A 13439-nucleotide genomic window follows, 5' to 3' on the forward strand; every position below is an offset into this window, starting at 1 on the left:
GATGATATTGTCGGGGGGCTAAATATTTGATTCTTGACTTTGATTGAATACAAACTTTGAAAATGTTACATTGATTTAAGCAGAATATGTTGTAGAACCTAGGGTTTATGTAATAGAAGTGGGTGTATATGTAATAGATAAACAATATCTTGATTGTGTTGATAATACTTATGACATTTATAGAAATCAAAAAAATATAATTATGAAAAAGAAGTTACAAAAGATTAGCATTGTTGTAGCAGCCATCGTCTTATTTGTTGGTGCAATGTTATTAAGTGTTAAGAAAAATGACCATGGTCAATGGAAAGTCGCAACAGTTAGTTCGTTTGCTCAGGGGGGAGGGGAGAGTGGAGGAGGAGAAGATGGAGGTGAGGAAGACGGAGTTAAATCTATTATTATATCAGATACTGGCACAACTACCGAGTGCATAGCGAACAAGGTACATAATGTAATTAGCTTCACTGTTATTTGTTTAGGTGATGGCAATTTGCAATGTGTTAGTGGTGATTTCAACCGCTATGAGTCCACTGAATTTAGATGTGGTATTACTTAAAATCTCTTATGAGATAAGCTGTCGACTTCAGAAATAACTTTAGCTTGAAACTTTTGTATTATGTAGCATTGTTGTCCTCAAAAAGGTTCATCGTACTTTAGGACGGACATAATGCTTAAATATTGGAAGAGTGTTTTGATAGATTTGTGGTAACAATTTATATGTCGACAGGATCATCTAGGTGCCACGGGACAATTTTTGAACTTAATTTACCCGTTGGGTGAAATGAATTAGTTGAAAAAAGGTTAGAAATAAACGAGAAAGATATTGGTCAAGATACTGAAATTCAGTATCTTGAAGTTGCAAAACAAACCAATATCATGTCAAATATAACTAATAATTATTTAAAAGTTCTGGAAGTGATAAATTCTTTAAACATTGATTCAGGCTCTCTGGGTCGCATTGGAAGAAAGCCAAAGATGGCTGATATAGAGGTTGTTGCCCTGAGCCTAACAGCAGAATTCATGTCCATTGATAGTGAGAATGACTTGTTCAGACAGGTTTCCAGTTTACAAATACCTAACCTGATCGAGCGTAGTCAGTTTAATAAAAGGCGCAGGAAACTGTTCGGCTTTTCCGAGACAATCCGATTGGCCATGGCTTCAAGATTTACAGAACTGGAAGATTATTTCATAGTGGACAGCATGCCTTTGGAAATCTGTAAAACAGCGCGGCAAAACCGTATAAGGGTCTGTAAAGAGAACTATGAGACAGCTCCTGAGAAAGGTTTCCGTGCTTCCAAGAACACTTGGTTCTATGGCTATAAACTACATGGGGTATGTACCCTTTCCGGAGTTTTTCACTCGGTATTACGAAAGCAAACGTGCATGATGTGCACTATCTGCAGGATGTTAAACATCAACTCTCTGAATGTGTGCTTCTTGGAGACAAGGGGTATTTGTCTGCTGAACAGCAACTGGACCTTTTTGAATCTGCAAAGATTGTTCTGGAAACTCCCATGAGAATGAATCAAAAAGACTATAAAAAGCAACCCTACATTTTCAGGAAATCACGGAAAAGAATCGAAACACTATTCTCTCAACTATGCGACCAATTCATGATCAGACGAAATTATGCCAAAACATTTATGGGTTTCAAAACAAGAATTCTGGCAGAAATAACGGCAATGACCCTGGTTCAGTTTATGAATAAATTCATTTTTAACAGAAACATTAATAATATCAAAATTCAAATTGTTTAATTTCACCCAACGGGTACTTAATTTATAATATAGTGTCTGGTTTTAATAGTCTTTAACGCTCAGTGGTCAAGAATTCATCAACAATGTACTACGATCCACTTTTGAAACTCGCTTCGTACTGTCACCCTTTCGACAGTCCGACCACGCGGTAAATACGAAGTAAATAGTTCAAAATGATGGATCGAAGGCTTAATTCAACAAACACTAAAAACTAGCAATCATGAAAACACCTATCTTTTTTTGTATGTTAATCCTTTTGTTCCAAGCCTGTACCTCTCAGCTGGTGCATGTGGAAGAAGGAAAACAATTATTGAACCCACCGGCTGAACCCACCGAAGAGGGATATTTCACGGATCATTTTGAAATCGCTGAGATTATACCGATTCAGACAAGCGAGGCTTTCCTGGTATCGGATATCAAAAGAGTTATCCGATACCAGGATAAAGTCATTCTGCTTTCAGGTAAGAACAACACCGTTTTTGTTATTAATGCTGACAATGGCCGCATTGAAACACACATCCACAAAATCGGCAAAGGTCCGGGAGAATGGAGATTAATATTGGATATCGCATTTGATGAACAGTCCGAGCAGATATTGATTTACAACGATTACTCGAAACTTCTCACATTTGACCTTCAGGGACAATTCCTGTCCGAATCAAACGTAGACGGCCTGTATGAGAACATCCATGTATACAACGAGGAAGTATTCTTCCATAATAAACTGGAAGGTTACTCCTGCTATCCTTACCTTATTGACGTATTAAATAGGAAGGATAACACATGGAGAGTGATTGGTCGCGATGAGAAAATAGATTTTCCCATAAGGGTTTCCGGAAGACAAATGGTGAAGAGCAAACAATTGTGGTTCACTGCCCCGCTTGATTTCAACCTGTTCAGTTATGATAAGGAACAGATACGAACCCCGTATGAACTAGCTATTCCTGATGCCGGATTGGATGAGAATCTGATAAACAAAGCGACATCCAACCCGATGCTGTTTTTTGGGGAAGTAGCGAAGAATAACCTGATTTACAGCATTAATTCTATCCGGGAAACAAGTGATTATATTGTCTTCCACGCCAACCAAGGCGGTCTTTTTACCATCAACAAGAAGGAAAACGAGGTTCATTGGGATAAATCTGTGGAAGAACTGTCTTTACACATGAAGCTGACCTATTACCCGCATGATGGTGATGACGATAAAATAATGTTCATACTGCCGGCCGAAGCCTATACACAACATGCCAAATCGAACCCGGGAAGTAGCGATAATTCGCTAGATGTCAAGGAATACGACAATCCTATTCTTATTTTTTATAAGCAGAAAAGCATTGTGGCTATATAAAGCCAAGGTAACTATGTTAAACATCAACTATCTGAATGTGTGCTTCTTGGAGATAAGGGGTATTGGTCAGCTGAGCAGCAATAGGATCTTTTTGAGTCGGCGAATATTGTCTTGGAGACTCCAATGAGAACAAATCAAAGGAATATAAAAAGCAGCCTAATATTTTCAGGAAATCACGGAAAAGAATTGAGACATTGTTCTCTCAACTATACGACCAGTTCATGATCAGAAGGAATTATGCCAAAACCTTTAGCGGATTCAAAACAAGAATACTGGCGAAATAACAGCCATGACTTTGATCCAGTATATGAACAAGTTTGTATTCGACAGGAACATTAACAACATTAAAATTCAAATCATTTAATTTCACCCAACGGGTTGTTATTTATATTTATTAATTATTGTTTTACTTGAAAATCTTACTAAATACATATACATTGAAAAGAGAGATTTTAATTTTTAATTTAGAATAAAAGATAAGTTTGTTTGTAAACTTTGAGAAGCTATCCACGGTCACCAATTACGCTTATTGGTTATAACAAAATATATTCTAATATACCAACATCATAAATGAAAAATAAAAGCAAATTCCTCATTTATTTCCTGTTATTATTATTTGGCTGCACTACCGATCGTGCCACTTACGTCGTCGACCAAATAGGGGACGAAGGGATTATCATAAAAAACTGGCATGTGGTAGGGCCTTTTGAGAGTAACGATGATGAGATTGGATTAGAGACAAATTATCTCCCTAACTTTGATAAAGAGGAGAATATTGGGTACGATCAATTAAAAAAGTTGGCTGGTCAACCGGCTGAAATAGGAGATACAATAATTGTTGATTTCAACAAAATATTTTACATCAAAGATGATGATTCGCCCCATGCCGTGGCGTATGCGGGCTGTATAATAAAATCATCCCGTAGCCAAACATTGAAACTAAACTTTTCGAGTGATGATGGTTCGAAAATCTGGTTAAATCAAAAGCATATTTTTACGGATGAGAGAGGATCAGCGATCTATCCGTATCATAATTATATAGACCTCCCTCTTGAACAAGGTGAAAATTTTCTATTGGTTAAAGTGGCAAATACAGGGGGCGGATGGGCTATGTTTGCCGCCATAGAAAAAGAATCCAAGGAAAACATAAGACGCCATAAAAGGAATTTTGAGCTACAGTTCGGCAACGTGTTCCTATCCGAAAATATTATTGAAAATGACACTCTTAGTCTTTCTGGAGGTATTCCGGAACATACGTATAAACTTGAAGTTTTAGGGGTGCAAAATCTCGTCTTTGATATAACTCCCAATCAGAATATAAACATTGGAAATCTACCAGATGGTTTTTATAAGACGGTACTTTATACTCCCACAGATACCTTTACAAATAGAATCTATAAAACAAAAGATTTTACACGTGATTTTGAACGACTGATAACCAATGTACAAAGTTTACCTCATGGGATGGAAAACGAAAATGTTAAAGCCCTATTGCATAGGTATAACATTTTGATGAAGCCCGGAAATTTACCGAAAGAATGGTTTTTAATAAGAAATTGGGACAGACGCATGCTATTCGTGTTTGATAATTTGGAAAAGGAATACGCGCTCATGAGCAACCAAAGTAAAGAAGGAGATGATGCGGGAACCCTGTTGAAATCCTATCGCTCTAAAATCGATGACGGTAGCCAATATTATACCTTACACGTTCCAGAAAATTATGATAAGAATGTTCCCATTCCATTGGTAATCGAGGTATCAACGATTATGAAATGGTTTCCTTCGCAAGTAGAGACCAATCGTTTCGCAAACATTGATTTGATAGACAACTTTGCTGATATGGCAAATAAATACAACATGATTGTGGCGGAGCCCGGCAACAGAACGGTAGACAAGCCTAATTATAACAATATTGATGTAACAGATCTATGGGAAACTATTAATGATATAAAAAAGGCATACAATATTGATACAACCCGCTTGTTTTTAAGAGGAGCATGCAGGGCAGGTTACGAAGCGCTGAAAATGGCGGTAAAATATCCTGATAAGTTTGCGGCTATAGCTATTGTTGCTCCAGAGATTATCCCGGATGACAAATCGGAGGAAAACATCTGGCAGCATGCTAACAATCCACTCAATTTTTTGAAAAATATTCAAAGTATGCCTTTTTTGAATATCCATAGCGTTTTAGATACCCATAGTCCGATTTCCTCAAGCGATCGATTGAATAAATTGGTAACGAAGGCTGGGTTAACGCATTTTTCATACAGAAAACTGTACACCGAGTTTAATACTTTTTACTCGGCGGAATATATGGATGAGATGTTTCATTTTTTCAGTGAGTCGCCCAGGCTAAAACAGCCGTTATCTGTTAAGTTTTCAACTGATCAACTGAAGTACAACCGATCTTTTTGGATCGAGATCAACCATATCGTTGCCAATAAAACCGCAAATATAGAAGCCAGGCTCGAGGGAAATTCCTTGTTCATCAACCATACAAATATAGTAAGCTACACGGTGGATCTCTCAAATCTACCCTATGATGGAAATACGCCATTGACGATCTATGACAACGGGGAAAAGGTGCCTTTGAATAAAACCCACCATAGTAAAGTCACCCTACCTATAGATTTTGTGTCAAATGGCAAAAGCTATAAGAATACCAGAATTGAGGGGCCTTTTGCCCATATCTTCCATAATGCCTTTATAGTTGTCCAGGGGACATCGGGTACTCCTGAGGAGTCGACAAAAATAAACGACGTCATAGAAAAACTTAACACGGATTGGCAGTATCGTTATTATACTGATTTTAGGATAAAGCCTGATACAGTACTCACGGAAGAGGATTTGGCAAACTTCAACCTCATATTAGTAGGTTCCACGAATTCTAATCAGGTGATTAAAAAAATGATTGCAGACCTTCCGATTACGGTCGATAATGAATCTATTTCTATCGGAAATGAAACAATGCAAGGGCAGAATTTAGGTTATTATTTGATCTATCCAAACCCGTCTAATCATCAAAGATATGTCGCAGTTTTGGGATCCAATAATCCTAGAACTTTCAATATTTGGCCGGAAAGAAACAATGTTACTGTCTTTCAAGATGTATCTGACTTCGGTTGGTATGATTATAAAATTTGGGATAATGCATCTCCATCAAAAAACAGATCAGGATATTTTAATGAACAATGGGAATAATCCACAAATTGCTTATTAAACTATTCTAATAAGCATTGGTTTCTGAGTTTAGTTTAAAAAGAAAAGTTGGGCAATAGAGAGAATTCCATATCAACGTATTTCAGCTCAATACAAATCTACTGGGAGCTTTATTATGCACTCCGCAAACTTACCTTATATGATTTTAATAAAATGGAAAAATTGAACTACATTGGAATTTAATTAATAATGGATTATGATATGGAAACAGGAAGCCCAAAATTAGTTATAGAGGGACTTGACAAGGTATCGATAGTTAACTTATGTGAAACTTATGACAGGAGTGTTCTTTTACTAACTCAGTGTTTAATTACTGTAGTGGGGCGATTAGTTGTAGAGTAAAATTTGATTAGTTGCGAGGTAAATATATTAAGTGTATTTTTTATTGAATAATGATGAACCAGATAAAATATTTTTTATATGTAATCTTGATTTTTTTCTTTAGTTTTTGTAGTGAAAGAAGCTCAGTTCATGAGCAAGAAGAAGAAGAAGAAGCTGAATTAGGATCCTATGAAATTATATCATTTGATCCACAACCTTTGGTTGATCCGAGTGAGATTTCGTATAACTTGGAAAATATTGAATTTGTAAGATTGAGTAACGATTCCAATGATGGTGGATGAAATAAGTAATATAATTATCAATGACTCTCTTATCTATGTTATAGATAATTTTAGGAGTAATTCAGTTAGCATATTTGATAAGAAAGGTGCATTTATTAGAAAACTTAATAAAATAGGGAATGCTCCAGATGAGTATACATCGATAAACGATGTAAGAATTGATAAAGGTACTGGAAATATTGAGTTATTGGCAAATTCGAGTCAAAAGCTAATTAAGTATGATATTAATGGTGAATTTATCGAATATAAAAATTTATCAACACCTGGACTTTTTAGTTTTCACCAATTAGGGAATCATTATTACTTTTATAAGGGCTTACAAGTAGATGAGGAAGATATAAAGGATGGAAGGGGATTCCGGTTGACAAGGGCAAATGTGGAAACACCAGATAAGATAGAACAGAGGTATCTGCCTTTTTATTTTGACGATATACATACACCTACGTCTACGGTGAACTTTGTTAATATTAGAGATATACCTAATACAAATGATACATTGGTGCTTTTTGATCAAATTACGGATGAAGTGTTGAGTATAACACAAGATGGTATCCAATCAAGGTATTTATTGGAGTTTGAAGGAGAGCAAGGTAAAAAGTCAATTATTTTCAATGATCCATCTATTAGTAATAAGTCAGAAGTAATAAAAAGTGATCGATTAACCTATTTGTTGGATTGGCTAGAAAATGATCAATATATAATAATAGAGTATAGTTATTTTTCAATTAAGCATAAACAAAGATTTGTTAGCAAGGCATTATTTAATAAAAACACAAAACAAATTTCAATTTTTCAGGACTATTCTAAATTTATGGTAATGCTTGATGGAATTTTTTGGGATTTAGGCAAATACTCTATGTATATAACGAATTCTGGCAAGTATGTATGTGTTTTACATCCGGTTGATTTAATTAGTAAAATTGCTGCTGAGAAGCAGAATAATTCTTCGGATGGGACTTTCAATGAGCTTGTTAAAAAGTATAAACTTGAAAATATTACGGAAAGCGATAATCCGATTTTGATGATATTTAATTTTTCTAAAAACTGAAGTCATAATGATAATAAAATATATATATATAGTTTGTTTTTATTTGTGATACTTGTTCTTGTCTCTATTTCTTGCAATTGGAGAACTACTCCTGAGTTTAGTGAGGAGTATATTAAGAATTTGTTTATCCAAGTTAAGAAAAGGGAAATACATAACAATGATCTTTTAATGCAATCCTATGAAGATGATGGGAGAAGTATTAATGTTTCTTTTGTCCCTGAAAATGATAATCTTATTGTTTTTAAATATTCTATCTCTGTCAAAAGTCCATTTTGTGAGACAGTTCCAGATGCTTCATTACATCATTGTTGGCCTTTATGGCGATCGGTTGGTACGTAGTCCTTAAAAATCCGAATTGAGTGATGAATGATAATCCAATTCGGAAAGATAGATATCAGACTTCTTGAATTGCTTGACATTAAACTCTTTCAGATGCTTCTCAATAATAATTCTTCATAGTATCTTCGGCTAATACCTTAATCATGGGCACGTTGTGGTACTCAATTAGTGATCGATGAGTATTTTCCAGTCAACTATCCCGAGATACTTTTTAAATTGACCATACGTAATATTGTTTTCCCTCAGGATTCATTAAATTATCGCAATCGATAATAATCAACAGAGCTTATTTAAAAATGATTCATAAAAAGGAGAAAAAGGTAGAGTTGAATTTTAAAGTTAAAAGCTTTCTTTTACTATTCAGAAATAGGAACTTAGAGTCTTTTGGAAACATAAAGTCAAAAGGATGAGATGCGATTCTCAGGGGACTAAATATTTGATTCTTGACTTTGATTTGAATACAAACTTTGAAAATGTTACATTGATTTATGTAGAATATGTAATAGAACCCAAGGTTTATAGAATAGAAGTGGGTGTATATGTAATAGATAAGTAATATCTTGATTGTGTTGATAATACTGATGATATTTATATAAAAAAATATAATTATGAAGAAGAAGTTACAAAAGATTAGCATTGCTGTTGCAGCTGTCGTCTTATTTATTGGTGTAATGTTATTAAGTGTTAAGAAAAATGACCATGGTCAATGGAAAGTCGCAACAGTTAGTTCGTTTGCTCAGGGGGGAGGGGAGAGTGGAGACTTTAGCTGGTTTTCGGAAAATTTAGTTATTGTTGTTAAAAAGGGCGATGTCGTATATGATGCAACACTAGGTTTGACTTATAAGGGTTTTACAATAGAAGTTGCTAACTATGAAAATATTAGGACCGGTGATCCAATAGCGATATATAATTATTGTAGTTCGACTTTATTGCCATATCGTTGTTTCAAGGATGAAATTGGTTTGTTTAGCATATAATAAATGAAAGCTAATATTATAATATTGGTTTTCATATTTTCAATTTCATGCTCCTCTTTTAGTCGGCAAAGTCATGAAGAGACGCAAATTGAAACTATTATTGAAATACCTCCTCTTGTAGAAGACAAAATGTTGGATACAAGCAGAATATCATCTGTTCAATTTATTCCACTTGAAACTAGACAAGGTGTTGTTTTGGAGGGGATTGATGAAATTGAGGTTGGAGAAAATCGTGTTTATATATTAGATAGGAAACAGGAGAGTATCTTTATTTTTGATAAATCGGGGAATTACATTAATAGAATTAGCAAAAAAGGGAGAGGGCCAGATGAATACAATTACATTGTGGACTTTGGAGTATATGAGAACACAAACGGAATTGAAATTTACGATCATAGAAGGCTTATTCTATATGATATGAATGGTAAGTTTTTGAGTTCGAAAAGTGTTCCATTTTTTGCGGGGTCTTTTGTCAAAACTGAAAATGGATATGTTTTCTTTGCTGACAATCATTGCAATGAACAATTTTGCGATAATTTGATATTTTGTGACAATGAATTGAATATAACATCAACAGCACTTCCAGTTAAAGACAATTTTAGGAATATTAAATATTCTGAGGGTAGGAGATTGTTGAGAATAGGAGGGGGGATAAAATTAGTAACCTACGATGATTTTATATATACACTTTCATCTTCTTCAATCATTAATAAGGAAAAACCAGTTTTTGAGGGATCTACAACACCAAAAGTATTCTATGAACAGAAGTTTACTTCGCTTAATGATTTTGTAATAAAGTCGTTAAGCAATCCGAATACTGGCTTTATTAATAATTATAAAGAAAATGACAGCTATACTTATTTTAGAATGTATAAAAAGGGTTCTAGCTATAATTATATTTATAATAAACATACTGGATTCGAAATTAGTTACAGAGGAATAGAAAGTGAACTCTTCTTCCGTGAGATATTGGATCTTTATAACAACGAGCTGTATAGCTATTTTTCGGCAATTACTTTAATCGAAAAAATACATTCCTTATCTGAACTTAATCAATTTGATCAAAAGCTGCTGAAAGCAAATGAAACAAAGTTGTTTAATGTTAAAGAGACAGATAATCCAATTATTATGATTTATAAGGTGGATTGATAGTAGGTGTTTATCCAATGGTAGCAGAAATCTTGTGTTTAATTAGAGATAAGGTCGATTTTTTAAATAAATTAAAAAATACAAATATAAAAAACATACAGAAGATTAGTATGACTGTAGCAGCTATCGTCTTATTTACAGGTGTGATGTTATTAAATGTTGAAAAAAATGAACAAGGGCATTGGGAGATGGCAACGGTGAGTTCATTTGCTCAGGGAGAGAGTGGAGCAGGTGGTGCAATTTATAAGAGGAGCACAGAACCGTGTAATTATACATTAAAAGGAGAGTATAATGCAAAGTTTAAGATTCTTGACATTATTTATACTGTACCTGTCTCAGGTTCACTTACTGTGACTTTAGATAAAGGTGAAATAGTTTGTAAGGCTAACGGTGATACAATGTGTACTCCTAGGGATTGTCCAATATCAATAAAGCTGTAAGTTATTTTTTATACAGATTTAAGTGGAGTGAACTCTTAAATCTGTATAAATATTTATTAGATGAATTTAGATTATGATTAATAAACTCTATTATTTATTGTTGTTATTTGTTTTTTACGCTTGTAATAATAAGAGTAAAAGTAATAGCAATTTCAAGGAGATTTGGAAACTATTAAAATTGAATCGCCAGGTCAAGATTCAATAGTTCATTTATCAAACTTCGTAAAGAGTGTGAAGGTAGTCCCATTGGAATTTACAGAAAATGGTGTCATAGGGGAAGTTCAAAAAATGAAAATTTATAAGGACAGGATTTATATACAAGATAAATATCATTCATCGTTACTCGTATTTGATATTCAAGGGAAATTTCTTTATACAATTGGGACTTTAGGGAAGGGAAAAGATGAGTATCTGGATCTTACAAGTTTTGATGTAAATGAGAAAGGAGTTCTGATTTATAATTATAATCCTAGTGAAATATATTTTTATGACTATGATGGGAATTATCTTAGGAAAGATAAGAAAATAGAATTTCAGGGTGAAAATTTTGCTGTGCAAGATGATTATTATTATTTGTATAGAAGCTCTCCTAAAACAGGATCAAAGTATGAGCTGAATGTTTATAGTTTTGATTATAAAGGACAAGTGGGTTACTTTCCATCAAATGTTGCTTTTGAATCAGCGAGTGTTACAGGTTTGTTTTCAGGTGCATCTAGTGATGGTTTGGTACCTTTCCATCTGTCATTAAATGATACTATTTACATGCTGAATAAGGATGAAATAAGAGCATCTTATCTGGTAGATTTTGGAAAATACCGAGTATCTGAAGAGGATCGCTTGGAATTATATAAAAATATGATTTACGTTGATAAAGCTAGTGTTGATAAGGACTTTGCATTTAATGTTAATAATGTTCATCATATTGAAGACTATTTGTTTTTCAATTATTATTATAGATACATACTTCATCCCGTTTTTTATAATAAAAAGAGTAAAACAGTTATAAATTCATATAATATTTTTGATGATGTAAGCAATATGATTTTTGCTAATCCAATAACCCAATATGAAAATAAGTTGGTTGGTGTATATTATCCTGAGAACATATCAACTAATGTAGAATTTATTCAACGATTGATAAAACAGAAAGGACGGGTAACAGATCAAGGTTTGGAAAACTTGAAATTACTTGAAAACCTATCGAAAGATGTCTTTTCTGTAAATGCTTTTATTATTCTTTATACTTTATAAGGAACGGAATAAGGTGTATGGTTTTTAAATGGGTCTAATATGATAAGGAATATAATTTTTTTCATTTTTTTTATTGCTCTATGTTTGGCTACTTTGTTGAATTACCGCCATAAGGCAATCGTAAATTATTATCAATTTGTCCCCTTCTTAGAAAACGATGACTAAAAAGGGGCTTATAACAGCTCTAATATATAAACTATAACTCTCTTATCTGACTTAAAAATTCATGAGATACTTATCTATCTGTATAATCTTATTCTTTTTCATATCGTCTTGTCAATCAGAAAAAACGAAATCAAGTGAACTAATTGATCTGACTCAGTCTCTAAGTTTAAAAGGTCAGGCTATTAATTCAATTGATTCAAGTTGTTTCTATGATATTGAATTGGTCGATTCAATGTTGATATTGGTTGATATGTGTAATACTAACTTTATTTATTCTTATGATTTAAGTACATACAAACCTTTATTTTCAACAGGGATACAAGGGAAAGGGCCTAATGACTTTGTTTCAATGCCTTTTTTTTCTCAGTCGGATAAAGCAAAGATTACGATGTCAGAACCTACAGGGCAAGCAAAACATTTTAACCAAATTAGCGCTACATTAAATGCAAATGAAACTGTACCGTTAGGAGCAGAATTTATGGGCTCAAAGAATATCATTTTTTCAGGAAATAGAATATATGGGAATAACACCTCATCTGGTGATGGAATAATATTCTATAAGGATAATGAGAAGATTAACTGGATAGAACCCCCAAATTTCATTAAAACGTCTGCGGAGATGGGTGATTTTAAACAATTGCTACTGAACAATTCTTTTGTAATTGGGGGCGGGAGTGATGTAATAGCTGTCGGCATGAAGTACTACAATTCTATTTTTTTTTCTTGACCGAGATGGAAACGTTTTAAAATCTTTCCGTTTAAATGATAATATCGCAGAAGATTATATCCCTTCTGTTGAAACGGATACAAAAAATATTTCCGTTAATAATACAGTCTTTGTTAATGATGCATATGCTACAGATAAGTATGTTTATTTCTTGTACTACGGAAAATCATTAAGTGACTTCGAGAATAAACATACAGGGGAAATTTCGCAGGTTATCGTTTTTGATTGGGATGGCAATCATATTGAAAATATATCAACAGATAAGAAACTATTATTTCTTGCCGCTAATGATAATGACGAGAAATTATATGGAGGTGAAATGACAGAGAAGGAGATTGGGAGCATAATTCAATATGAACTTAATTAGTTGATTTACCGTGCGTAAATATATAAAATGAA

The 13439-nt window shown here is 33.6% G+C and carries 12 protein-coding genes and 2 pseudogenes; all 14 read left to right on the forward strand.

Annotation, left to right across the window (positions count from 1 at the left end; all coding sequences use genetic code 11):
• Nucleotides 1–202 precede the first annotated feature (202 nt).
• The gene (locus VL047_RS02670) at nt 203–553 is read left to right on the forward strand and encodes a hypothetical protein (RefSeq protein ID WP_325358258.1); all 351 of its coding nucleotides are present in this window, start codon (nt 203–205) and stop codon (nt 551–553) included.
• Between the two features lie 320 nt (nt 554–873).
• Nucleotides 874–1754 (forward strand): annotated as a pseudogene (locus VL047_RS02675) (IS982 family transposase).
• 220 nt (nt 1755–1974) lie between these two features.
• Complete coding sequence (locus tag VL047_RS02680) at nt 1975–3102, forward strand: 6-bladed beta-propeller (RefSeq protein ID WP_325358260.1); 1128 nt, start codon at nt 1975–1977, stop codon at nt 3100–3102.
• Nucleotides 3103–3138: 36 nt separating this feature from the next.
• Nucleotides 3139–3466, forward strand: a pseudogene (locus VL047_RS02685) (transposase); the annotation flags it as partial.
• 206 nt (nt 3467–3672) lie between these two features.
• Nucleotides 3673–6303 (forward strand): hypothetical protein, encoded by a 2631-nt coding sequence (locus VL047_RS02690; protein ID WP_325358262.1) that lies wholly within the window; start codon nt 3673–3675, stop codon nt 6301–6303.
• 413 nt (nt 6304–6716) lie between these two features.
• Nucleotides 6717–6944, forward strand: a complete 228-nt coding sequence (locus VL047_RS02695; RefSeq protein ID WP_325358264.1) for a hypothetical protein — start codon at nt 6717–6719, stop codon at nt 6942–6944.
• Nucleotides 6931–7992 carry a 6-bladed beta-propeller gene (locus VL047_RS02700; protein ID WP_325358266.1) on the forward strand — a complete coding sequence of 354 codons (1062 nt, stop codon included), beginning with the start codon at nt 6931–6933 and terminating at the stop codon, nt 7990–7992. Before VL047_RS02695 ends, VL047_RS02700 begins: the two co-directional genes overlap by 14 nt.
• Nucleotides 7993–8160: 168 nt before the next feature.
• Nucleotides 8161–8331 (forward strand): hypothetical protein, encoded by a 171-nt coding sequence (locus VL047_RS02705; protein ID WP_325358268.1) that lies wholly within the window; start codon nt 8161–8163, stop codon nt 8329–8331.
• Between the two features lie 608 nt (nt 8332–8939).
• Entirely contained in the window at nt 8940–9308 is a 369-nt protein-coding gene (locus tag VL047_RS02710) for a hypothetical protein (protein WP_325358270.1), read from the forward strand.
• Between the two features lie 3 nt (nt 9309–9311).
• The gene (locus tag VL047_RS02715) at nt 9312–10457 is read left to right on the forward strand and encodes a 6-bladed beta-propeller (RefSeq protein ID WP_325358272.1); all 1146 of its coding nucleotides are present in this window, start codon (nt 9312–9314) and stop codon (nt 10455–10457) included.
• A 110-nt stretch (nt 10458–10567) separates the two neighbouring features.
• Nucleotides 10568–10897: a hypothetical protein gene (locus VL047_RS02720; RefSeq protein ID WP_325358274.1), complete on the forward strand. Its 330-nt coding sequence runs from the start codon at nt 10568–10570 to the stop codon at nt 10895–10897.
• Between the two features lie 162 nt (nt 10898–11059).
• The gene (locus VL047_RS02725) at nt 11060–12148 is read left to right on the forward strand and encodes a 6-bladed beta-propeller (protein ID WP_325358276.1); all 1089 of its coding nucleotides are present in this window, start codon (nt 11060–11062) and stop codon (nt 12146–12148) included.
• Nucleotides 12149–12374: 226 nt separating this feature from the next.
• Nucleotides 12375–13040, forward strand: coding sequence for a BF3164 family lipoprotein (locus VL047_RS02730; RefSeq protein ID WP_325358278.1), 666 nt, complete (start codon nt 12375–12377; stop codon nt 13038–13040).
• Between the two features lie 88 nt (nt 13041–13128).
• The gene (locus tag VL047_RS02735; protein WP_325358669.1) at nt 13129–13407 is read left to right on the forward strand and encodes a BF3164 family lipoprotein; all 279 of its coding nucleotides are present in this window, start codon (nt 13129–13131) and stop codon (nt 13405–13407) included.
• Nucleotides 13408–13439 lie beyond the last annotated feature (32 nt).

It is taken from the genome of Albibacterium sp., assembly GCF_035514885.1.
In the GTDB taxonomy this organism is placed as follows: Bacteria; Bacteroidota; Bacteroidia; order Sphingobacteriales; family Sphingobacteriaceae; genus Albibacterium.